Source organism: Aquabacterium sp. (assembly GCF_048860245.1).
GTDB lineage: Bacteria > Pseudomonadota > Gammaproteobacteria > Burkholderiales > Burkholderiaceae_C > Aquabacterium.
The window spans coordinates 1-20321 of the sequence record NZ_JBLIZW010000026.1 but is presented as its reverse complement, the minus strand read 5'-3'; the positions used below and the strand labels follow the sequence as shown (position 1 = coordinate 20321).

21 protein-coding genes are annotated in these 20321 nt (G+C 59.5%); 15 read left to right on the top strand and 6 right to left on the bottom strand.

Translation table 11 applies throughout. The features are described 5' to 3' along the window. Window positions 1–120: 120 nt before the first annotated feature. Genes ACMV18_RS02560 through ACMV18_RS02540 form a run of 5 tightly spaced genes read left to right on the top strand, consistent with a single transcriptional unit; the run spans window position 121 to window position 6049 of the window. Entirely contained in the window at window positions 121–1530 is a 1410-nt protein-coding gene (locus ACMV18_RS02560) for a 3-oxoacyl-ACP reductase (RefSeq protein ID WP_420816569.1), read from the top strand. 26 nt (window positions 1531–1556) lie between these two features. Next, on the top strand, window positions 1557–2417 hold the full coding sequence (locus tag ACMV18_RS02555; protein ID WP_420816568.1) for a MaoC family dehydratase: 861 nt from the start codon (window positions 1557–1559) through the stop codon (window positions 2415–2417). Window positions 2418–2473: 56 nt separating this feature from the next. Continuing rightward, a complete protein-coding gene (locus ACMV18_RS02550; protein ID WP_420816567.1) occupies window positions 2474–3763 on the top strand; it encodes an acetyl-CoA C-acetyltransferase in 1290 nt (429 codons plus the stop codon). Between the two features lie 36 nt (window positions 3764–3799). Next, a complete protein-coding gene (locus tag ACMV18_RS02545) occupies window positions 3800–5545 on the top strand; it encodes an AMP-binding protein (RefSeq protein WP_420816566.1) in 1746 nt (581 codons plus the stop codon). A 57-nt stretch (window positions 5546–5602) separates the two neighbouring features. Then, window positions 5603–6049, top strand: coding sequence for a GNAT family N-acetyltransferase (locus ACMV18_RS02540; RefSeq protein ID WP_420816565.1), 447 nt, complete (start codon window positions 5603–5605; stop codon window positions 6047–6049). On the opposite strand, the gene ACMV18_RS02535 is transcribed toward ACMV18_RS02540, so the two are convergent. The 3 genes from ACMV18_RS02535 to ACMV18_RS02525 are packed head-to-tail and all read right to left on the bottom strand — an operon-like array spanning window position 6036 to window position 8327. Beyond that, on the bottom strand, window positions 6036–7019 hold the full coding sequence (locus ACMV18_RS02535; RefSeq protein ID WP_420816564.1) for an NRDE family protein: 984 nt from the start codon (window positions 7017–7019) through the stop codon (window positions 6036–6038). The genes ACMV18_RS02540 and ACMV18_RS02535 overlap by 14 nt on opposite strands. Window positions 7020–7028: 9 nt before the next feature. Further along, window positions 7029–7358 (bottom strand): DUF4936 family protein, encoded by a 330-nt coding sequence (locus ACMV18_RS02530; RefSeq protein ID WP_420816563.1) that lies wholly within the window; start codon window positions 7356–7358, stop codon window positions 7029–7031. Between the two features lie 6 nt (window positions 7359–7364). Then, on the bottom strand, window positions 7365–8327 hold the full coding sequence (locus tag ACMV18_RS02525; RefSeq protein ID WP_420816562.1) for a YgfZ/GcvT domain-containing protein: 963 nt from the start codon (window positions 8325–8327) through the stop codon (window positions 7365–7367). Window positions 8328–8414: 87 nt separating this feature from the next. Between ACMV18_RS02525 and mltG the strand changes: the two genes are divergently transcribed. From mltG to ACMV18_RS02475, 10 genes are all read left to right on the top strand, one after another. Further along, complete coding sequence (gene mltG, locus ACMV18_RS02520; RefSeq protein WP_420816561.1) at window positions 8415–9407, top strand: endolytic transglycosylase MltG; 993 nt, start codon at window positions 8415–8417, stop codon at window positions 9405–9407. Next, window positions 9404–10021, top strand: a complete 618-nt coding sequence (tmk, locus tag ACMV18_RS02515) for a dTMP kinase (RefSeq protein ID WP_420816560.1) — start codon at window positions 9404–9406, stop codon at window positions 10019–10021. Before mltG ends, tmk begins: the two co-directional genes overlap by 4 nt. Next, entirely contained in the window at window positions 10018–11088 is a 1071-nt protein-coding gene (gene holB, locus ACMV18_RS02510; protein ID WP_420816559.1) for a DNA polymerase III subunit delta', read from the top strand. The genes tmk and holB overlap by 4 nt, the downstream gene beginning before the upstream one ends. Window positions 11089–11184: 96 nt before the next feature. Beyond that, entirely contained in the window at window positions 11185–11625 is a 441-nt protein-coding gene (locus ACMV18_RS02505; RefSeq protein WP_374256044.1) for a PilZ domain-containing protein, read from the top strand. 40 nt (window positions 11626–11665) lie between these two features. Continuing rightward, the gene (locus tag ACMV18_RS02500; protein ID WP_374256045.1) at window positions 11666–12451 is read left to right on the top strand and encodes a TatD family hydrolase; all 786 of its coding nucleotides are present in this window, start codon (window positions 11666–11668) and stop codon (window positions 12449–12451) included. Window positions 12452–12593: 142 nt separating this feature from the next. Next, the gene (locus ACMV18_RS02495) at window positions 12594–12806 is read left to right on the top strand and encodes a hypothetical protein (protein ID WP_374256046.1); all 213 of its coding nucleotides are present in this window, start codon (window positions 12594–12596) and stop codon (window positions 12804–12806) included. Between the two features lie 144 nt (window positions 12807–12950). Then, window positions 12951–13598 (top strand): DUF47 domain-containing protein, encoded by a 648-nt coding sequence (locus tag ACMV18_RS02490; RefSeq protein ID WP_374256047.1) that lies wholly within the window; start codon window positions 12951–12953, stop codon window positions 13596–13598. A gap of 13 nt (window positions 13599–13611) precedes the next feature. Then, a complete protein-coding gene (locus tag ACMV18_RS02485; protein ID WP_420816558.1) occupies window positions 13612–14622 on the top strand; it encodes an inorganic phosphate transporter in 1011 nt (336 codons plus the stop codon). Window positions 14623–14865: 243 nt separating this feature from the next. Beyond that, on the top strand, window positions 14866–16173 hold the full coding sequence (locus ACMV18_RS02480; RefSeq protein WP_420816557.1) for a diguanylate cyclase: 1308 nt from the start codon (window positions 14866–14868) through the stop codon (window positions 16171–16173). Beyond that, a complete protein-coding gene (locus tag ACMV18_RS02475) occupies window positions 16173–17441 on the top strand; it encodes a GGDEF domain-containing protein (protein ID WP_420816556.1) in 1269 nt (422 codons plus the stop codon). Before ACMV18_RS02480 ends, ACMV18_RS02475 begins: the two co-directional genes overlap by 1 nt. On the opposite strand, the gene ACMV18_RS02470 is transcribed toward ACMV18_RS02475, so the two are convergent. The 3 genes from ACMV18_RS02470 to ligA form a co-directional block, all read right to left on the bottom strand. Next, complete coding sequence (locus ACMV18_RS02470; RefSeq protein WP_420816571.1) at window positions 17429–18340, bottom strand: cation diffusion facilitator family transporter; 912 nt, start codon at window positions 18338–18340, stop codon at window positions 17429–17431. The two genes, ACMV18_RS02475 and ACMV18_RS02470, sit on opposite strands and share 13 nt — an antisense overlap. Before the next feature lie 9 nt (window positions 18341–18349). After that, entirely contained in the window at window positions 18350–18937 is a 588-nt protein-coding gene (gene ribA / locus ACMV18_RS02465) for a GTP cyclohydrolase II (protein ID WP_420816570.1), read from the bottom strand. Between the two features lie 129 nt (window positions 18938–19066). Continuing rightward, window positions 19067–20321, bottom strand: a 1255-nt coding sequence (ligA, locus tag ACMV18_RS02460) for an NAD-dependent DNA ligase LigA (RefSeq protein ID WP_420816555.1), incomplete at its 5' end; no start/stop codon positions are given.

Below are 20321 nucleotides of genomic sequence, written 5' to 3'. Positions count from 1 at the left end.
CACACCGCGACGCAACTGATTCGTTCCCCTGTGATGCGGGCAGGGCCTGCATCCGATCGCAACCAGGCCAGATGCAACGGCGACGTGCCGGGGCGGGCCATTTGTACGACGAGTGATCCGATGAAAGACGGTTATCTGGACTTCGCCAACTCCGCCTTGGGTGCCAAGCTGATCAATGCACTGGGCCTTCCCAATCCTTTGAACCTGGAGCGCTATCAGCCAGGCCAGCCCGTGATTCAAGGGGCGGTGCTGGTGGGTGGCGGTGGCGCCCCTGAACTGCTGGGCAGTCTCGCGACCCTGTTCAAGCGCATGGGTGCACAGACCCTTGCTCATGAACGTCTGCCCCAGTGGGTCGCTGTGGCGAACCAAGCCGGGCTGACAACAGGCCGATGGGGCGGCAACGGTCAAGCCGGTGAAAAGGTCAAAGCACTGGTCTTCGATGCCACCGGGTTGGCAGACAGCACCCAGTCTGACGCGCTGTACTGGTTCTTCCATGACGCCGCTCGCTCGCTTTTGCCATGCGGCCGCATCATTGTTCTGGGGCGTCCGCCCGAAGCGTGTGACTCGCCCCGCAAGGCGACCGTCCAGCGTTCGCTGGAGGGGCTGACGCGCTCACTTGGCAAAGAACTGAAAAAGGGCAGCAACGCACAGTTGGTGTACGTGGCTGAAGGCGCCGAGGACAACATCGAGTCCACCTTGCGCTTCTTGTTGTCGCCGCGCTCGGCCTATGTGTCGGCACAAGTCATTCGTGTTGGCAAACCTGTTGGGCAACTGACCGCCCCCCTTGATTGGAACCTGCCACTGTCCGGCAAGAAGGTGCTGGTCACCGGCGCGTCGCGGGGCATTGGTGCGGCCATCGCAGAAGTGATGGCTCGCGACGGCGCCCAGGTGATCTGTCTCGACGTGCCGCAGGCCTTGGACGGGCTCAACGAAGTCGCCAAGAAGCTGGGTGGCAAGAGCTTGGCGCTGGACATCGGTGCGGCCGATGCGCCTCAGAAGTTGGTGGAGGCTGCCAAGGCCGACGGCGGATGGGATGTCATCGTCCACAACGCCGGAATCACCCGCGACAAGACCATCGCCAACATGAAAGAGCACCTGTGGCAGATGGTGGTGAACATCAACCTGTCCACCCAGGAACGCATCAACGAAGCCATGGTGAGTTCTGGCGCACTCAAACAAGGTGGCCGCATCGTCTGCGTGTCGTCCATTTCCGGCATTGCAGGCAACATGGGGCAGACCAACTATGCCGTCTCCAAGGCCGGCGTGATCGGCATGGTTCAAAGCAGCGCGCCGATCTTTGCCGAGCAAGGCATCACGATCAACGCCGTGGCCCCCGGCTTCATCGAAACACAGATGACCGCAGCCATCCCGTTTGCCATCCGTGAAGCAGGGCGCCGCATGAATTCCATGAGTCAAGGCGGGCAGCCAGTGGATGTCGCCGAGGCCATCGCCTGGTTTGCCAGCCCAGCATCCAGCGGTCTGACCTCCAACGTGATCCGCGTTTGTGGTCAAAGCCTGATCGGCGCCTGACCCCCAACAGACAAAGGCGGTACCCCATGAAAGTCGTTGAGGTTAGACGCCTGCCCAGCCCCATCGCGCTGAATTTCGGCGCTTTGCGGGCCAGCAGCAAGCGCCCTGGTGTGGTCACGGCGCTCCCGGATGTCATGTATGTCAGGCCGGAAGTCGTGGTCGATGCACACAAGGTTGCATCGTACGCCAAGGTGTGCGGCTTTTGTCCGGCCCATGGCGTGTCCATGCTGTTCCCGCATCTGGAGGCATTTCCTTTGGCCATGATGCTGTTTGGCTCAGCGGACTTTCCTTGGCCAGCGATGGGCATCGTCCACTTGGCCAATCAGGCCAAACAACACCATCGATTGCACATCGGCGATGTGCTGCGCATCGAGGTGCAAACGGGCCAACTCTACAAACATGACAAGGGGCAAGTCTTCACCTTGCACGCCAGAGCCTTGCGGGCCGGTGTACTGGTCTGGGAAAGCACTTGGACCTTGTTGCGAACCGGCATCCGCCAGCCTGTGGGCCAACCGTACGTCAGCGCCATTCAGGACGACGCACCGGTTGCCAGGCAAGCCGATTTCTATGCCGATGCGGGCATTGGTCGGCGCTACGGCAGGGTGTCCGGTGACATCAACCCCATCCACTTGTCGAGCTTCACTGCCAAGTTTCTGGGATTCAACCGCGCCATCGCTCATGGGATGTGGACCAAGGCTCGCGCACTGGCCACGCTGATGCCCCGAGAGGCGGTCAACGAGGCAGAAATTGCGGTGGAGTTCAAAACGCCGCTTTTCCTGCCCGCCCGCGCTTCGCTATGGGCCAACCGAACCGACCGAGGCGCCGTCTTCGAAGTCCGCAACGCCAAGGGTGACAAGCCGCACCTCAAAGGGCGTGCAACGTATTGAGCGTCCACGCGCCACTGCAACCAACTGATTACCGATTGATTCAAAGGGACCCCAACATGAACACCGTTCGTCGCGTCGCCATCATTGGCGGTAACCGCATTCCATTTGCGCGCTCCAACACCGTTTACGCCAAAGCATCCAATCAGGAAATGCTGACGGCCGCCTTGCAAGGCCTGGTTGATCGGTTCAACCTCCATGGCGAGCGCATGGGCGACGTCGCCGCCGGCGCAGTGATGAAGCACTCGCGAGACTTCAACCTCGTCCGCGAATGCGTTTTGTCGACCACGCTGGCACCCGAAACACCGGCATTCGACCTTCAACAGGCCTGCGGCACGGGGCTCGAAGCGGCCATGCTGGTGGCCAACAAGATTGCACTGGGTCACATCGAATGCGGCATCGCAGGCGGCGTGGACACCACGTCCGATGCCCCCATCGGCATCAACGAAAAGATGCGCAAGATCCTGATGGAAGCCAATCGCGCCAAGGGCACGGTCGCGCAGCTCAAGGTCATGTCCAAGATTCGCCCCAGCATGCTGATCAAGCCAGCCATTCCTCGCAATGGTGAGCCGCGTACCGGCTTTTCAATGGGTGAACACGCTGAATTGATGGCGCGTGAATGGGGCATCAGCCGTGAAGATCAGGACCAATTGGCTTGTGCGAGCCACGCCAACATGGCACGCGCGTACAAGGATGGCTTCTTTGCGGATTTGATGACGCCATTCCAAGGGGTGAGCAAGGACAACAACCTGCGCGACGGCCTGACCATTGAAAAGCTGCGCTCCTTGAAGCCGTGCTTCGACAAAAAAGTGGCGCCCGGTCAAGGCACCTTGACCCCCGGCAACTCCACCCCACTGACCGACGGGGCCTCGGTGGCGTTGTTGGCCAGCGAAGAATGGGCCAAGGCCCGCAACCTGCCCGTGCTGGCATATCTGACCTTCAGCGAAGTGGCCGCAGTTGACTTCTTCAACAAGAAGGAAGGGCTGCTGATGGCCCCCGCCTACGCCGTGCCGCGCATGCTGCAACGTGCAGGCCTCACTCTGCAGGACTTCGATTTCTACGAAATCCACGAAGCATTCGCAGCGCAAGTCCTGTGCACACTCAAGGCATGGGAAGACCCCAAGTTCTGCAAAGAGCGACTGGGCCTGGACAAGCCGCTGGGTTCCATTGACCGCAGCAAGCTCAACGTCAATGGCAGTTCGCTGGCCGCTGGTCACCCCTTCGCGGCAACAGGTGGGCGCATCGTGGCGTCGCTGGCCAAGATGCTGTCGCAGAAGGGCTCGGGTCGCGGCCTGATCTCGATCTGCGCGGCGGGTGGTCAAGGTGTCGTCGCAATTGTGGAGCGCTGACCGCCCCGATTAGCCCAATGACAAGAGGAGACAGGCATGAGCGTTTCAGCAGCAGTTGTGGCCCCACAGGATGGCCAATCCATCGTCAACCCGGATGGCTCGACCAATCGGATCTGGTTGTCGTCGTATGTGGCCGGGGTGGCGCACGACATTGACGTCAACAAGTACCGTTCTTTGGGGCAATACTTTGACGAATGCATTGCGAAGTATCGCGAGCGGCCGGGCTTCGTGAGCATTGGCACGGAGATGAGCTACGACCGACTGGATCGTCTCGTCAACGCATTTGCCGGCTGGCTGCAAGGGCAGGGCATCAAGAAGGGCGACCGCGTCGCCATCATGCTGCCCAACACCTTTCAGTACCCAGTGTGCTTGTTTGCCATCTTGCGCATCGGCGCGGTGGTGGTCAACGTCAACCCGCTGTATACCGCCCGAGAGTTGAACCACCAACTCAAAGACAGCGGTGCAGAAACCATCATCGTGATGGAAAACTTTGCGTGCACGTTGCAAGAAGCCATGGCGGGAACGCAGCTCAAGCGCATCGTGCTCACGCAAATCGGCGATTTGTTGTCTGACGGCTTGCTCAATCTGAAGGGGCGTGCACTGAACTTTGCCATCCGCAAGGTTCAGAAAATGGTGCCACCTTACAAGCTGCCCGGCGCGATCTGGATTCGTGACGCATTGAAGTCTGGTGCACGCTTCCAGGTTCGCCGACCCGACGTTCAGCCCGAAGACCTCGCGTTCCTGCAATACACCGGCGGCACCACCGGCGTGGCCAAGGGCGCCATGCTCACGCACCGCAACGTCCTGGCCAACTGCCAGCAAGCGTTGGCGTTTGCCGAAGGTCAGTTGACCGGTGACACAGAGACCGTGGTCACGCCGCTGCCGCTGTATCACATCTTCTCATTGACGGTGAATTGCCTGATCTTCATGGCGCTTGGCGGTCGCAACATCCTGATTGCCAATCCGCGCGACACCAAGCGCGTGATGATGATTCTCAAAAACGAGAACTTCAGCGGCATCACCTGCGTCAACACGCTTTACGCATCATTCCTGGACGATCCGGACTTCCGCAAGCGCGATTTCTCCAACCTGAAATTGGCGGTTGCCGGGGGCATGGCCCTGCAACGCAACATCGCCGAGCGATGGAAGGAGGTCACGGGCAACTCCATCGTGGAGGGCTATGGCCTGACCGAGTGCTCGCCCATCGTCACGCAAGCGCCGGTTGACATTCACAACCCCGGCCCAGCCTTTACTGGCAGCATTGGTGTTCCCGTCCCATCGACCGAAGTTCGCTGTCGTCGTGACGACGGCTCGTGGGCTGACATTGGCGAGCCCGGCGAACTGTGTGTGCGCGGCCCTCAGGTCATGAAGGGCTATTGGAAGCGCCCCGAAGAAACCGCCAAGGTGATCGATGCCGAGGGCTGGCTTGCCACCGGTGACATTGCCGTGATGGACGAAAAGGGCTTCCTGAAAATCGTGGATCGCAAGAAGGACATGATTCTCGTGTCGGGCTTCAACGTCTACCCGAACGAAATCGAGGACGTGATTGCCATGCATCCCGATGTGAAGGAAGTCGCGGCGGTCGGCGTGCCCGATCAGGTCGCTGGCGAGCGCGTGAAAGTCATCATCGTGCCGCGCAACCCCGGCTTGACCAAGGAAGCCGTGCTGGAACACTGCCGCAAGGGGCTCACCGGCTACAAGATCCCTCGCATCGTGGAGTTCCGCAACGAAGAATTGCCCAAGACACCCGTTGGCAAAATTCTGCGTCGAGAACTGCGCTGACCCGGTGATGGACTGCCTGCGCTAAGCTTTTGGGCCAACCACTTAGCGCAGCACAGCATGCCAACCCTACGAACCGGCACATGGGATGACCTGGCGCCAGTCGCACGACTTGTGCGCGTAGCTGTCTTCGTCGAAGAACAATGCATCCCGGAGTCCGAGGAGTGGGACGACGATGACCTTCATGCGCTGCATGTCGTGGCGTTTGACCAAGCCATGCAGCCCATCGGCACCGCGCGCTTGATCTACGCGAACGAACCCGCTGGTCACGCGCGCATTGGCCGCATGGCGGTCATGAAACCGCTTCGCGGTGAAGGCGTAGGGCGCTTGATGCTGGAACAGCTTTTGGCAGAGGCCCAGGCCATGGGCATCACAGCACTGTCGCTACACGCTCAGGTTCAGGCCAAAGCGCTGTATGAACGCTGCGGATTCACCGCAGACGGCCCTGTGTTTGACGAAGTGGGCATTCCTCATCAACACATGAGCTTGCGGCTCACGATGACTTGATCAGGCTTCGTGCACGCGTGCGCTTGATGGCCGACACCTCGCTGAGCGCGTGGTTGTCTTGCTCTTGCACTTCAGAACTCTCAAATGCCTCATCCGTCGCCCGGCTGGACGGCGGCACGGGTAACGTGGCCTGAATCTTCGCCACATCGGCCATGCCCATGGTGTGGCGGGGTGGCCAGTTCTTCAAAGTCACGCGGCGCATCAGCGCCAAGCTGGAGCTCGCGCTGTAAGTTCGCTCGAGCACATGGGTGACCAGGCGCTTGTTCACCCGCTCCGTGACCACCACGGTGGAACAGCGAGTCCCATATCGGTTGTCTGCCGTTCGGATGAACGGAGCTGACAATGCACGCTCCAGCGCCAATGGCACCCCTGTTTCCGGCAATTCGGCATCGTGTGCGACCGCAGGGTCCGCCAGTGCGGTCAACAACCGATTGGCCAAATCCTCGCTGTCATCAGCCTGCGAGATGGCTGACTTCATGGCCGACTTGAGTCGACTCACCTTAGGCCATGGCGTGTTGAGTTCGGCATTCGACAGCCCATACACGCCCTTTTGCAGACGCTCAGGATGGACGCGGCGGTTGTTGAGCCAGAAACATTCCCCCGTCAGAAAGTCCACGGCCAGCATGTTGAAGCCGTTGTAGCCCGACAGCGCGAGTTGAGGCCACAGCTGAGACATGTGACGGTCTCCGCGCAACCAAAGCGGCACGATGTCACCACGAGAAGGGGCCGCCGGGTCCACGTCCTTCGGGTTTCGGATATTGGTCACCAAACCCAGCCGCCCTTGCGCCGTCAGCCCCAACCACGTTCCGCCCGCATGCAGATCACGTCCGCCCAAGATGGGCGCACCGCCATGCTCGGGCTCCCACCACCCGAGGCGTGCGGCAGGGCGCTCGAAAAACTCATCGCGATTCGAGGCCAGAACAAACGGGAAGCGGCTGCTTTGGTCAAGCGCCAGAGATACCAGACACATGGTTGATCTTTATCTGGGCGCGTCAAACTCAAGCGCCGGCATGTCTTCAAACGTCTCACAGTGACGTTCACCCAATAGACCCGCAGGCAGACAGGCCACCTGTTCTTGAAGCAACTGCATCCAGACCGGGTCAATGCCTTGCGGATGCTCGTACACCTCCATCCAGGTCTGGGTGGTCACGCCGGCCTGTACGCCGTCACTTCGGCGCATCAAACGTGCCTGCAAACCCGGCACGCTGCGCTGCAGCGCATGCTGCACGCGAGCAACGGCCTGATGCGCGGGCACAACCTTGTCGGCGTCGACACGGTAATAGATGAACAGTGACCGGTGGTTGGCCATAAACCCTTAAGCAGCCTCGTCAAACGGGACGGGGTAGGGTACCGCGTCAAGCTGCAGTCGTGGTCCGTCAACCGAGCCAAGGTGCAAAGTGTGCACGCGAGCGGCCAATTTCAATTCAATCAACGCTGAACAAACGCTCGGCTGCCCCGGCATGGGCACGGCATTGATGACCAGCCCAGCGGGCTGACTGGGGTCTTCCTGAGCAAAAATCTCTTGCCCCGTCGCAGCCTGACCAGCGACATGTGCGATGAACGCTCGGCGCTTGGTGGTGCCACGGTACTGGCTGCGCGCCACCACCTCCTGGCCCGGATAGCATCCCTTTCGGAAGTTCACCCCGCCGATCAGCTCAAAATTGATCATCTGGGGCACAAACTGATCCACCGTGGCAGGCTCGATTCTGGGCAGACCACTCATGACTTCCAGCCACAGCCACTGATCGGGCGACATGGCGGGCATCTCCGACAGCGCCGCCTGAGAGGCGCTTTCAGCACCCAGCCACAGTGCACGCGCAACACCCTGCACATCCGGCAAACGGATCACCCATGCTTGATCCAAGGCCACGCAAGCCCACACGTCGGCGTCAGCCACGGCCGGAAAATGCGCAAGCAAGGCTTGGCCGGCGAGACCCATGACCTTGATGCTGGCACTTTGGTCCGACAAACGCGTTTTGGCACGCAATACAAACATCGACAGGCGCTTGGTCAGATTGGGCACCAAGCCAGCATCTGTCAGCAAATAACATTGCTCAGGCTGAGGCCGAAGCACGATCAAACTGGCCTGCATGCGGCCCTTGGCCGAGCAAAATGCGGCCAAGCGTGCCTCGTTCGCACCCAGACCATTGATGTCTTGGCTGAATTGACCGTGTAGAAACGTGGCAGTGTCGGGGCCTGTCGCTTCGATCACACCCAAATGGGAGAGAAGCAGGGCGCCGCCCCATGACTTTGTATCGGGAAGATGGATCTCGCTCATCCGATCATTATCATCACGGTCGACATGCCATACATCACTCCACCACGGTTCTCCCCGCCACCAACTCGGCTACACGGCTTCGGCCTGATGAGCCTGCTCGCCGTCGTGGCGATCGCAGCCATTCTTTTGGCGTCGTCTTGCTGGTGGTGGGTCAACAGCCCCTTGGCACTGAAATCCCCTTCAGTGGATCTGACGGTAGAAGCCGGCAGTACCCCCAAGGAAATTGCGAGGGACTGGGTCGATGCAGGCGTACAGACTGAGCCCTGGTTGCTCTACCAATGGTTCAAGCTGTCTGGGCAGTCTCGTCAGATCAAGGCCGGCGGCTATGAAATCACCTCGGGCGCCACGCCTCGCGATTTGCTCCGCATGATGGTTCGAGGCGATGAAAGCCTCTCGTTCGTCAAGTTGATCGATGGCTGGACATTCCTCCGGTTCAGGGAAGAGTTGAACAAGGCCGATGGGCTCAAGCACGACACCACCAGCATGACGGATCAAGCCATCATGACCGAGTTGGGCATGGCGGGCGTTCCGGCCGAAGGGCGCTTTTACCCGGACACCTATGCGTACACCAAAGGCACCTCTGACCTGGCCGTCATGCGTCGTGCGCTGCACGCCATGCAAAAGCAGCTGGACACAGCATGGGCCAGCCGCCGCCCCGATTTGCCAATTGCATCACCCGAGCAGGCGCTGATCTTGGCCTCCATCGTTGAGAAGGAGACCGGCACCGAGGCGGATCGCCCCAAGATTTCTGCCGTCTTCAACAATCGACTGCGCATCGGCATGCCCCTCCAGACCGACCCCACGGTGATTTATGGCTTGGGTGAGAAGTTCGATGGCAATCTTCGCAAGATCGACTTGTTGACCGACACGCCCTTCAACACCTACACGAGGAAGGGCTTGCCTCCAACCCCCATCGCCATGCCCGGCAAGGCCGCGCTGTTGGCTGCGGTCAATCCTGCCGACTCGCGCGCGCTGTACTTCGTCGCCCGGGGGGACGGCAGCAGTGAGTTCAGCGCCACGCTGGCAGAGCACAATCGTGCCGTCAACCTGTATCAACGTAATCCTAGAAAGAGCCCATGAGCACAGGCCGTTTCATCTCGTTTGAAGGCATTGATGGCGCAGGCAAGACCACGCACATCGATGCACTGGAACGTCTCTGGCGCGAAGCAGGGCACGAGGTGGTCAGAACCCGTGAGCCAGGCGGCACAGCTCTGGCCGAAAAGCTGCGCGGATTGTTCCTGCATGACGCCATGGACCCACTGACCGAAGCCTTGTTGGTCTTTGCCGGTCGGCGGGACCACATCAAGCAAGTGATCGAACCTGCTCTGGCGCGTGGCGCATGGGTGCTGTGTGACCGATTTACCGACGCCACCTTTGCGTATCAAGGTGGTGGCCGAGGCTTTGACCTGAAGGTGCTGACTCAGCTTGAAGACTGGGTGCAATCGGGGTTGCAGCCTGATCTGACTTTGCTTTTCGATCTGCCGCCACAGGTCGCCGCGGCCCGGTTGACGCAGGCACGGCAGCCAGATCGGTTTGAAGCGCAGGACCTGGATTTCTTTGAGCGGGTGAGGGCTGGCTACCGGCAACGCATGGAGGCTGATCCCGGCCGCTTCGTCGTCATTGCAGCCGATCAAACACAGACCGAGGTTGCGCACGATATTGCGCAAGCACTGAAGGCACGGGGCTTGGCATGAGTGAAGCCATTGCGACCACGCCTCTGTGGCCGTGGCTCAAAGAGCCGCTCGCTGCAGCCATCCAGCAATTGGCAACGCATCATGCCGTCTTGCTGCATGGCGCGCAGGGCATCGGACAGTTCGAATTTGCCATGCACCTGGCCCGATCTTGGCTGTGCGAGGGACACCCAACGCCCCAAGGCGCGGGGATCGCATGTGGGCGATGCCCCAGTTGCCACTTGATCGATGCGGGCTCGCACCCAGATCTCATGGTCATCCTGCCCGAGGCACTGCAGGCGGCCTTGGGGTGGGGGGCTGCGTCGGCTGAGGTGTCTGAAAAAGCAGAAAAGTCCGAGGCCAAGAGCAAAAAACTGAGCAACGAAATCAAAGTTGAATCGGTTCGCGCAGTGGTTCAGTTTTCCCAGCACACCGCGTCCCGTGGTCGAGCGAAAGTCATCGTCCTGCACCCAGCGGAACGGATGAATCTGATTGCAGCCAATACGCTGCTCAAGACGCTGGAGGAGCCTCCTGGTCAGGTTCGCTTTGTGCTGAGCGGCGCCACCCTGGATGAGTTGCTGCCGACCATTCGCAGTCGTTGTCAGGCTTGGCAACTTCCCGTTCCGGACACGGATTCAGCGGCGCAATGGCTGGCTGAACAAATGGACAAACCGTCATTGAACGACGCACAGGTGATTCTGGCTGCGGCGGGCGGACAGCCGCTGACGGCACGCGACCACATCCAACTCGGACTGGATGCCAGCGCCTGGTTGAGCCTTCCCAAGGCCGTTCAACAAGGCCAGCCCACACCACTCACTCAGTGGCCCTTGCCGCTGGTGGTGGACGCATTGCAAAAGCTCTGCCACGACCTGGCACGCGTGTCGGTCGGAAGTGAGCCGCGCTACTTTCCTGCCTCGGCATTGCCCACGCCACCTGAGCTGAATTTGCTCACGACCTGGTCACAGGAGCTGCGCAAGCTCAGCCGACACGCCGAGCATCCTTGGAACCAAAATCTCAAGATCGAAACCTTGCTCCTTCAGGCCAGAGCCATCTTGCGCGTTCGGGCAAACAGCAAGGCGCGAGCGGCTTGACCCCTCATTCGCGTGCTGTTTCAGTTCGTAAACCCCGATGCTTCGAGCGCAAATTCACGCTTTCGCGCCTAGGCTCGGCGTTACACTCGCCAAACGATGAGTGATTTCCAAAGCACTGCTTTACCTTCAGCATTTGCACCCAGTGGGGCCGGCCGTTCGACGCCAGCCGCTGCTGGCGCGGGTGCGTCAAGCGCAGCGGGCCGCCCAAGCGTCATTCAGCTCGTGTTTCGAGAAAAGGGCGCGCTGTACGCCGCTTACATCCCTGCGTTCACGGATGGCGGCTTGTTTGTGCCCACAACGCGGGATTACAAGCTTGGCGAAGACATCTACCTGTTGCTCTCTTTGCCCGATGACAATCAACGCTACCCCGTAGCGGGCAAGATCGCTTGGATCACGCCTGCCAACGCATCGGGTGGCCGCACCCAAGGTGTGGGCGTTCGATTCCCTGCCGATGAAAAAACGCGACTGCTGCGCGTCAAAATCGAGCAGATTCTCGGCACCAACATTTCCTCCAGCAAGCCGACTCAAACGCTTTAAGGCAAGATCGGCGCTTTGCTGACCTTGACCTTTTGCGCCCATGTTCGTCGACTCGCATTGCCATCTCAATTTTCCTCAGTACGCCGACTCGCTGGATCAGATCCGGGCAGAGATGAGCACCGCCAATGTCGATCGTGCGCTGTGCATCAGCACCACGATGGAGGAGTTCCCCCAGGTGCAAGCGCTTGCCGCCCGGTATGACAACTTCTGGGCGACGGTAGGGGTCCACCCAGACAACGAAGGTGTGACCGAGCCCACGGTCGACGATCTGGTCACACTGGCCGCATTGCCCAAAGTGGTCGGCATTGGCGAGACCGGCTTGGACTACTACCGACTGGAAGGTCGTACCGTTGAAGAGATGGCTTGGCAGCGCGATCGTTTTCGCGTGCACATTCGTGCGGCCAGGCAAACAGCATTGCCACTCGTCATTCATACCCGCATGGCCAGTGACGACACCATCGCGATTCTGAAAGAAGAAGGTGAGGGCGAAGCAAAGGGCGTCTTCCACTGCTTCACCGAGACCGAAGCCGTCGCACGGGCCGCGCTGGATTTGGGCTTTTACATCTCTTTTTCAGGCATTCTGACTTTCAAGAATGCCGCAGACTTGCGAGAAGTCGCCCGATTTGTCCCACTGGATCGATGTCTGATCGAAACCGACAGCCCTTACCTGGCACCAGCCCCTCACCGTGGCAAAACCAACTCGCCGGCGTATGTCGCGTTCGTGGCGCGTCAGTTGGCCGAGATCAAGGGCGTCAGCGTCGAAGAAGTAGGGGACATCACATCGCGAAACTTTGAGACTTTGTTCTCGCTGGTCAAGTCGCACTGAGGGTTTACACAAACCCAGCCATCGGACCGTGTCAGACAATTTCTGACAAGAGGTTTGGTTTTTCGGCGACTACCGGTAATCAGGCCTCCAGCCTACAGTGAAGCCATCACATCGGACATATCACTTGAACCCGGAGGCCCCCATGCAAAAGCAAAGTCTGTACGCCAACCCGTTTGCCCTGATGATGGAACCGCAAGCGGTGCTGGAAGCCATGGAAGGCTCCGAGCGTCTCAACCGCTTGCAGCGTCGCGTCTGTCGCCCGCTCGACAAGCCATTGATCCCGACCATTCAGTGCGACGACTTGATGGACGATCTGGATGTGGAAGTCGACAGCCGTCGCTATCACAACGACTGATCACGCCAGAATTTGCCGCTTTCATCAGTCTCGATGTAGCAAGCCCGTCCTAAGAGACGGGCTTTTTTGCATCTGAGCGGGTAAAATCCCGGATACACCAAGCGCGTGTCAGCACCATGACACCAACAGACGTGAGAACCATCCATGATTTTTGGAAAGCTGCTGCCCCGTGAGGGCAATTTTTTTGAACTGTTCAACCAGCACGCTGGTCACGTTGTGACTGCGGCCAAGGCATTTGCTGAATTGGTACAGAACTACGGCGACACCACCCTGCGCGACAAGCACAACCAGGATGTTGATAACGCCGAACATGCCGCAGACCGCATCACGGAAGAAGTCAACCGTCTGCTGCACACGACATTCATCACGCCCATCGATCGCGAGCAAATTCACTCGCTGATCAACACCATGGACGATGTGGCCGACCTGATTCAGGACGCTGCAGAAACCATGGCTTTGTACGATGTGCGCACCATGACAGACGAAATTCATCGTCTGACAGATTTGTGCGTCAAGTGCTGTGAGCGCCTGAAGGTCGCTGTTTCGCTGTTGAGCGACATTGGCGATGCCAAGACCGCCGAAGCCACGCTCAAGACCTGCAAGGAAATCGACCAGCTGGAATCGGATGCCGACCGCGTGCTGCGCTCTGCCATGAGCAAGCTGTTCCGCGAAGAACCCGATGTGCGCGAACTGATCAAGCTGAAGGCCATCTACGAGTTGCTGGAAACGGTGACAGACCGCTGCGAAGACGTGGCCAAGGTCATCGAGGGCGTGATCCTCGAGAACTCCTGATCAGGGGGCACACATGGGAACCATGCAGGTGGCCCTGTGGGTCATCGTCCTGCTTGTGGCGATGGCTTTGCTGTTCGACTTCATGAACGGCTTCCACGACGCGGCCAATTCGATTGCAACGGTGGTGTCCACGGGCGTGCTGCGCCCCACACAAGCCGTTGTGTTTGCAGCGTTTTTCAACTTTGTCGCGATCTTCATCTTCCACTTGAGCGTCGCAGCAACGGTGGGCAAGGGCATTGCTGACAAGGGGGTGGTTGACGTCTATGTGGTCTTCGGCGCCTTAAGTGGCGCCATCACCTGGAACGTCATCACCTGGTTCTACGGGATCCCGAGTTCGTCTTCGCACGCGCTGATTGGTGGCATCGTGGGTGCTGTCATTGCCAAGGCGGGCACGGGCGCGCTGATGGCGACCGGCATCATTCGCACGGTGGTGTTCATTTTCGTGTCGCCACTGCTGGGATACATCTTCGGCTCGCTGATGATGGTGCTGGTTGCTTGGTTGTTCCGCCGCGTGGCGCCGTCCAAGATCGACCGATGGTTCCGCCGGCTGCAGTTGGTGTCCGCAGGTGCTTACAGCCTGGGCCACGGTGGTAACGATGCACAGAAGACCATCGGCATCATCTGGATGCTGTTGATTGCAACGGGCTACGCACAGGCCGGTGAGACATCGCCACCGACTTGGACCATCATCGCTTGCTATGCCGCAATCGGTTTTGGGACCATGTTTGGCGGCTGGCGCATCGTGAAGACGATGGGCCAGAAGATCACCAAGCTGAAGCCTGTGGGTGGTTTCTGTGCCGAAACGGGTGGCGCCATGACGCTGTTCATTGCCACAGCCTTGGGTGTGCCCGTGTCGACCACGCACACGATCACCGGCGCCATCGTCGGCGTTGGGTCCGTGCAGCGTGCCAGCGCCGTGCGCTGGGGCGTGGCAGGCACGATCGTCTGGGCGTGGATCCTGACGATTCCCGCATCCGCCTTTGTGGCAGGTGTGGCGTATTGGATCAGCCGCCAGCTGTTCTGAATCCGCTGAGCCAAGCGAAGAAATCGCGAGCAATCCTCGCGATTTCTTCAATGTATATACTTTCCACGATGTATATTATGTCAACTTGCAAAGACGAAGAACAAACGTTTGATCAGTGACGTGTCGCACAGATGTGCGCGACAGCGTGGGTCAATGTAGGGAAAGCGACAAGCTCCCGTGGCGCGCAATATCGCCCCCATCTCGTACAGTCATGAAACTTACACACGATGAGTGTTGCGGTTAATGTACGTAGTGTCTTCGGTCTCTCCCAGCTTGCTGAACTACGAATCCACGGGGTTCGTGCCATCTCAGCTTGAAGTGTCTCAGTTGCCCGAAGACAGGCCGGTGGATGCGCAACTCGTCGACAGCCAGCTGGCCAGCGGCATCCGCACGCTGCGCTTCCCGTCGCAGCTTGAAACCTATTACCAGGAAGACACGGCCTCCGACAGACTGCAGTTGATGATCAACAGCGGACTTTTGGTCTGCCTGATGTTCAACTGGATGCTGGTATCCGACTGGCTGTTGATTCCAGACCAGTTTGAGTTGGCGCTGCGCCTGCGACTCTTCATCTACACCCCAGTCACGTTGGTGGGATTGTTTGTCCTCACACGGATTCAATCGCCCAGCCTGCGCGAAGTTTTGCTGATCGTCCATGGCAGTGGCGCAGCGTTCATTTCCATCGCTTTGTGTGTTGCGAGTTCTGATCCCTATGCAACGCCCTATGTCGTGAGCCTCTCATCCATCGTGATGTTCACCAACTCCGTCATGCGGATGCGCTTCTACCAGGCCGCCGTTCTGGACGCCATCATCTTGGGGCTGTACATCTGCGCAGCATTTCTGATTCAAGACGCGCCTTACGAGTTGATCATTCCGGGCGGCTTGCTGTTGGTGTCCACCATCGCCTTCACGCTCTATGGAGCCTATCGCCAGGAGCAGGACACTCGCATCAACTGGCTGCTTCACCTGCGCGAGCGTTTGCTCCTCAAGGATCTGGAGGCAACCAATCAGGCACTGCATGATGCGTCTCGCAGCGACATGCTGACCGATGTGGCAAACCGTCGCCACTTCGACGAACACATCCATGCATTGTGGGAGGCTGCGCTCGAAGACGGCCGGGAGATTTCGCTACTCATGATCGATGTTGACCATTTCAAGGCCTACAACGATCGCTATGGTCACCCGACTGGCGACGCTTGCCTGAAAGAAGTGGCCGCAGCCCTCAAGCGCCGGCTACGTCGTCCTGGCGACTTGATTGCCAGATTTGGTGGGGAGGAATTCATCGCTGTGCTGGATGGCACACCGCTCAAAACGGCTGCTGGTGCTGCAGAGCGGGTGCGCAAGGGCATTGAGGGGCTCAATTTGCTACATGCAACGTCCAGTACACACGCGGTGGTGACTGCCAGCATTGGTGTGGCATCGGCACGCCCCGCCGACGGCACGATGAGCATCCAGCAATTGATCTCCGCGGCTGACGATGCGCTCTACAAAGCGAAGCAAGCTGGCAGAAACCGCGTGCACACACACGGCATGACTGAACTCGAGGCCGCGTGATGACCCTCACCTCGCCATCCATGCCTGAGATCGAACTGGCTGCCTCAGCGCCCACAGGAGATCAAGCGCACGTCGCCTTGGTGCGCAGCACCTTGTCCAGCGGATTTCCTTGGCTGCTGTTCCCTGCGGCCTTGGAGCAGCGCTTTCTGACAGCACAACACGAGATTCGGCGTCAGCACTTCCTGATCAGTGGACTGTTGGCCCTGTTGGTGTTCAACGGATTTCTGTACGCCGACTATTTGATGGTGCCCGACGCCTTCGAGTTGGCCGTCAAATTGCGGGTGGGTATCTTCACGCCCACGGCCCTCCTCCTTTTGTACCTGTTTTGGCGCAGCCCCTTTTTCACCCAGTCTGTGGCGCCATTGACGGTTGAACTCGTCTGCATGACCGCAGGCCTGGCAGCGGCGGTGTGCCTTGCTTTCATCCTGTCCAGCACCGTGAGCCCATACGCCCATCTCTACCATGTCGGGTTCATGGTGGTGATCATGTACGGCAACGTGGTGATGCGCTTGCGCTTTTGGTATGCCGTGGTCTACTCGCTTGCACTGACGGCCATTCACGTAGCGGGGGTCTTCATGCTGCCGGGCTTTCCGGAACGCATGATCGTTCCCATCATGTCGCTGGTGACATCCACTGCAGCCTTCACGCTCACCGCATGCTATGTCCTGGAGCGAGACGAACGTCGCCGCTATCTGATGACCGAGCGTGAGCGTGGCTTGATCTACGAATTGTCGGACGCCCAAGAGCGCCTGCGTGAATCGTCCCGCGTCGATGATCTGACGACGCTGTACAACCGCCGGCACTTCCAGGAGCAGGCCCAGCAAATGTGGCAGCGCGCGCAGTTTGACCGAAGCGGTATGGCTGTCTTGATGCTAGACGTTGATCACTTCAAAAAATTCAACGATCACTACGGGCACCCTGCCGGGGATGCTTGCCTGAAGAGGGTGGCCAGCGTCATCCGTGCGGCCATCACGCGTCACAGTGGCCTGGTTGCTCGCTATGGTGGCGAAGAGTTCATTGCTGCCCTCCCCGGCCTCAACTCAGATCAACTCAACGCTTTGGCAGGCGAAATCGGGCAGGCGGTCGAGGACCTGAACATCGAGCACGCGGCCTCACCCACAGCAAGCGTGGTGACCGCATCCATCGGCGTGGTCAGTTGCGTCGCAACGCCCAAGTGGACCTTTGAAAAGCTGCTCAATGCGGCAGACGAGGCGCTGTATCACGCCAAGCACGAGGGCCGCAATCGCGCCATTGTTCAGTCGTGGTGATCCACCGGATCCAAGTGAGCCAGCACATCCAGAACAGGGAGTTGTTTCATCACCCGCTCTCGTGCACTGACGGCGATGTCATGGCCTTCGCGAACCGACAAATCGCCGTCGACTTCCAAGTGCACATCCACCATGATCATGTCGCCCATCTTGCGGGTGCGCAAATCATGGACGCCCAGCACGCCCGGCGCCGCAAGCAGCACCTCACGGATTTGCGCAATGTGCTCCTCTGATGCTGAACGATCCATCAGATCGTTCAAGGCATCCCACGCGAACTCCCAGCCCATGTGCGCCACCATGAAGCCCACGATCAATGCGGCAACCGGATCCAGCAGCGGGTAGCCCAGCAAATTGCCCACAATGCCAACGGCCACCACCAGCGACGAGGCGGCATCGGAACGTGCATGCCAGGCATTGGCCACCAGCATGCTGGAGCGCACCCGCTCGGCGGCGGCCAACATGTAGCGGAACAGCAATTCTTTGGACGCCAGCGCAACCAGCGCCACGTAAAGCGCAACCGGCTTCACTTCGGCGATGGTCTCCGGAGATGACAAACGTGTCACAGCGGACCACAACATGCCGATGCCAACGGCCAGCAGCAAGCCGCCAAGCACAAAGGAAGCGGCGGTTTCATACCGATGGTGACCGTAGTGATGGTCGTCGTCCGCCTCTTTGCGGCTGTGCTGATTGGCCAGCAGCACCACAAAGTCAGCGATCAGGTCTGACAGCGAGTGAATACCGTCGGCCACCAAGGCCTGCGACCCCGCCAACACACCCACAACCACCTGCACCGCCGTCAGAAAAAGGTTCACCACCACGCTGACCAGCGTGCTTCGTTTGGCAACCTGGTGACGCTCGGGCGTGTCCTGCTCAGGATCGTCTTGTGGCAGGTTTTGCATCACCATTGTTCAATCCAGCCAATCAATGTGATGGCCGAGCTTGCGCGCCTTGGTACCCAGATAGCGCTCGTTTTCCGGCTGAACATCGCTGCGCACCGGCACGCGTTCTTCAATCTTGACGCCCGCAGACTCCAGCGTGCTCACCTTGCGTGGATTGTTGGTCATCAGCTTGACCGACGACACGCCCAGTTGAGACAAGATCTGCGCGGCGATATCGAAGTTGCGCAGATCAGCCGGGAAGCCCAGGTGCTGATTCGCCTCGACCGTATCCATGCCTTGATCCTGCAACTGATACGCGCGCAGCTTGTTGGCCAAGCCGATGCCACGCCCTTCCTGGCGCAGGTACACCACCACGCCACTGCCCTTCTTGCCGATTTCGCGCATCGCAAAATCAAGCTGTGGGCCGCAATCACAGCGAAGGGAGCCGAACACGTCCCCCGTCATGCACTCAGAATGAACGCGGACCAGCGCACTGCCGGTCACATCCCCCATCACCATGGCAATGTGCTCCAGCCCAGTCGAAGGCTCACGGAACAGTTTCATGGTGAAGCTGCCGTGCGCCGTGGGCACCCGTGCTTCCGCCAAAAATTCGACCATCGCAGCATTCACGGCGGTCAAGGGTTGTGGTGGTGTGTTGGCGGACTCAGGGATGGACATTTGACTTCCTCAGGGGGCCGTATTTTGCCAAAAGGCCGAGCCCAGCGAACGGCGGACGAGAAAAAGACCTCAGGGGGATTCAGGCTCGGGAGCGGCAGCGTCGGCAACCGCCGCAGCCAACAACTCGCGCAAACCAGCCTCGTCAAGGATTGGTACGCCCAGCGACTGAGCTTTCTCCAATTTGCTGCCGGCTTCTTCGCCTGCAACGACGTAGTGCGTCTTCTTGGACACCGACCCGGACACCTTGCCGCCAGCATTCTCGATCATCGCCTTGGCTTCATCTCGTGAAAGGCTGGGCAGGGTTCCGGTCAGCACCAAGGTCTTGCCAGCCAAAGGCAAGGTAGATGAATCGCTTTCGGCCAAAGGCTCGTGTTCAGGCCATGTCACACCCGCGGCACGCAGTTGCTCCACCACCTCACGGTTATGGGGCTGGTCAAAGAAGGTTCGAATGCTGTGTGCGACCACGGGCCCCACATCTCGCACCGCCAGCAACTGTTCGATGCTGGCGTCCATGATTCGATCCATTTGACCGAAGTGGCGGGCAAGGTCCTTTGCCGTGGCCTCACCCACGTGCCGGATACCCAGACCGAACAGGAATCTGGGCAACGTCGCGGCTTTGCTCTTTTCCAGTGCGGCTAGCAGGTTCTGTGCGCTTTTATCTGCCATGCGATCCAGTGCGGCAAGCTTGGTCAGGCCCATCTTGTACAACTCAGGCAAGGTGCGCACCAAGCCTGCATCGACCAACTGGTCCACCAGCTTGTCACCCAGCCCCTCGATGTCCATCGCGCGGCGTTGCGCAAAGTGCAGCAAGGCCTGCTTGCGCTGGGCGGCACAGTACAAGCCACCCGTACAGCGGTGGTCCACTTCGCCACGCTCTCTAACGACGTCGCTGCCACAGACCGGGCACGATGTCGGCATCGCGAAGTTCGGCACGTAAGACAAACGCTCGCCAGCAACCACGCCGACCACCTCGGGGATGACGTCGCCGGCACGCCGAACAATCACGGTATCGCCCACGCGCACCCGCTTGCGACGCAACTCAAAGAGGTTGTGCAAGGTTGCGTTCGTGACCGTCACGCCACCCACAAACACAGGCTTCAGGCGTGCCACGGGCGTGAGTTTGCCCGTCCGACCCACCTGAATGTCAATCGCCTCCACTTGCGTCAACTGCTCTTGCGCCGGGTATTTGTGCGCGACGGCCCAACGAGGCTCTCGCGTGACAAAGCCTAGCTCCTCTTGCAAGGCAAATGAATCTACTTTGATTACCATTCCGTCAAGCATCATAGGCAGACTCTCTCTTGCCGCTTTCAAATCCTCGTAAGCG

Excerpts from the sequence above, each read along its gene's own strand:
- ACMV18_RS02560 (WP_420816569.1), top strand. The coding sequence starts at position 121 with ATGAAAGACGGTTATCTGGACTTCGCCAACTCCGCCTTGGGTGCCAAG.
- ACMV18_RS02555 (WP_420816568.1), top strand. The coding sequence starts at position 1,557 with ATGAAAGTCGTTGAGGTTAGACGCCTGCCCAGCCCCATCGCGCTGAAT.
- ACMV18_RS02550 (WP_420816567.1), top strand. The coding sequence starts at position 2,474 with ATGAACACCGTTCGTCGCGTCGCCATCATTGGCGGTAACCGCATTCCA.
- ACMV18_RS02545 (WP_420816566.1), top strand. The coding sequence starts at position 3,800 with ATGAGCGTTTCAGCAGCAGTTGTGGCCCCACAGGATGGCCAATCCATC.
- ACMV18_RS02540 (WP_420816565.1), top strand. The coding sequence starts at position 5,603 with ATGCCAACCCTACGAACCGGCACATGGGATGACCTGGCGCCAGTCGCA.
- ACMV18_RS02535 (WP_420816564.1), bottom strand. The coding sequence starts at position 7,019 with ATGTGTCTGGTATCTCTGGCGCTTGACCAAAGCAGCCGCTTCCCGTTT.
- ACMV18_RS02530 (WP_420816563.1), bottom strand. The coding sequence starts at position 7,358 with ATGGCCAACCACCGGTCACTGTTCATCTATTACCGTGTCGACGCCGAC.
- ACMV18_RS02525 (WP_420816562.1), bottom strand. The coding sequence starts at position 8,327 with ATGAGCGAGATCCATCTTCCCGATACAAAGTCATGGGGCGGCGCCCTG.
- mltG (WP_420816561.1), top strand. The coding sequence starts at position 8,415 with ATGAGCCTGCTCGCCGTCGTGGCGATCGCAGCCATTCTTTTGGCGTCG.
- tmk (WP_420816560.1), top strand. The coding sequence starts at position 9,404 with ATGAGCACAGGCCGTTTCATCTCGTTTGAAGGCATTGATGGCGCAGGC.
- holB (WP_420816559.1), top strand. The coding sequence starts at position 10,018 with ATGAGTGAAGCCATTGCGACCACGCCTCTGTGGCCGTGGCTCAAAGAG.
- ACMV18_RS02505 (WP_374256044.1), top strand. The coding sequence starts at position 11,185 with ATGAGTGATTTCCAAAGCACTGCTTTACCTTCAGCATTTGCACCCAGT.
- ACMV18_RS02500 (WP_374256045.1), top strand. The coding sequence starts at position 11,666 with ATGTTCGTCGACTCGCATTGCCATCTCAATTTTCCTCAGTACGCCGAC.
- ACMV18_RS02495 (WP_374256046.1), top strand. The coding sequence starts at position 12,594 with ATGCAAAAGCAAAGTCTGTACGCCAACCCGTTTGCCCTGATGATGGAA.
- ACMV18_RS02490 (WP_374256047.1), top strand. The coding sequence starts at position 12,951 with ATGATTTTTGGAAAGCTGCTGCCCCGTGAGGGCAATTTTTTTGAACTG.
- ACMV18_RS02485 (WP_420816558.1), top strand. The coding sequence starts at position 13,612 with ATGGGAACCATGCAGGTGGCCCTGTGGGTCATCGTCCTGCTTGTGGCG.
- ACMV18_RS02480 (WP_420816557.1), top strand. The coding sequence starts at position 14,866 with ATGTACGTAGTGTCTTCGGTCTCTCCCAGCTTGCTGAACTACGAATCC.
- ACMV18_RS02475 (WP_420816556.1), top strand. The coding sequence starts at position 16,173 with ATGACCCTCACCTCGCCATCCATGCCTGAGATCGAACTGGCTGCCTCA.
- ACMV18_RS02470 (WP_420816571.1), bottom strand. The coding sequence starts at position 18,340 with ATGCAAAACCTGCCACAAGACGATCCTGAGCAGGACACGCCCGAGCGT.
- ribA (WP_420816570.1), bottom strand. The coding sequence starts at position 18,937 with ATGGTCGAATTTTTGGCGGAAGCACGGGTGCCCACGGCGCACGGCAGC.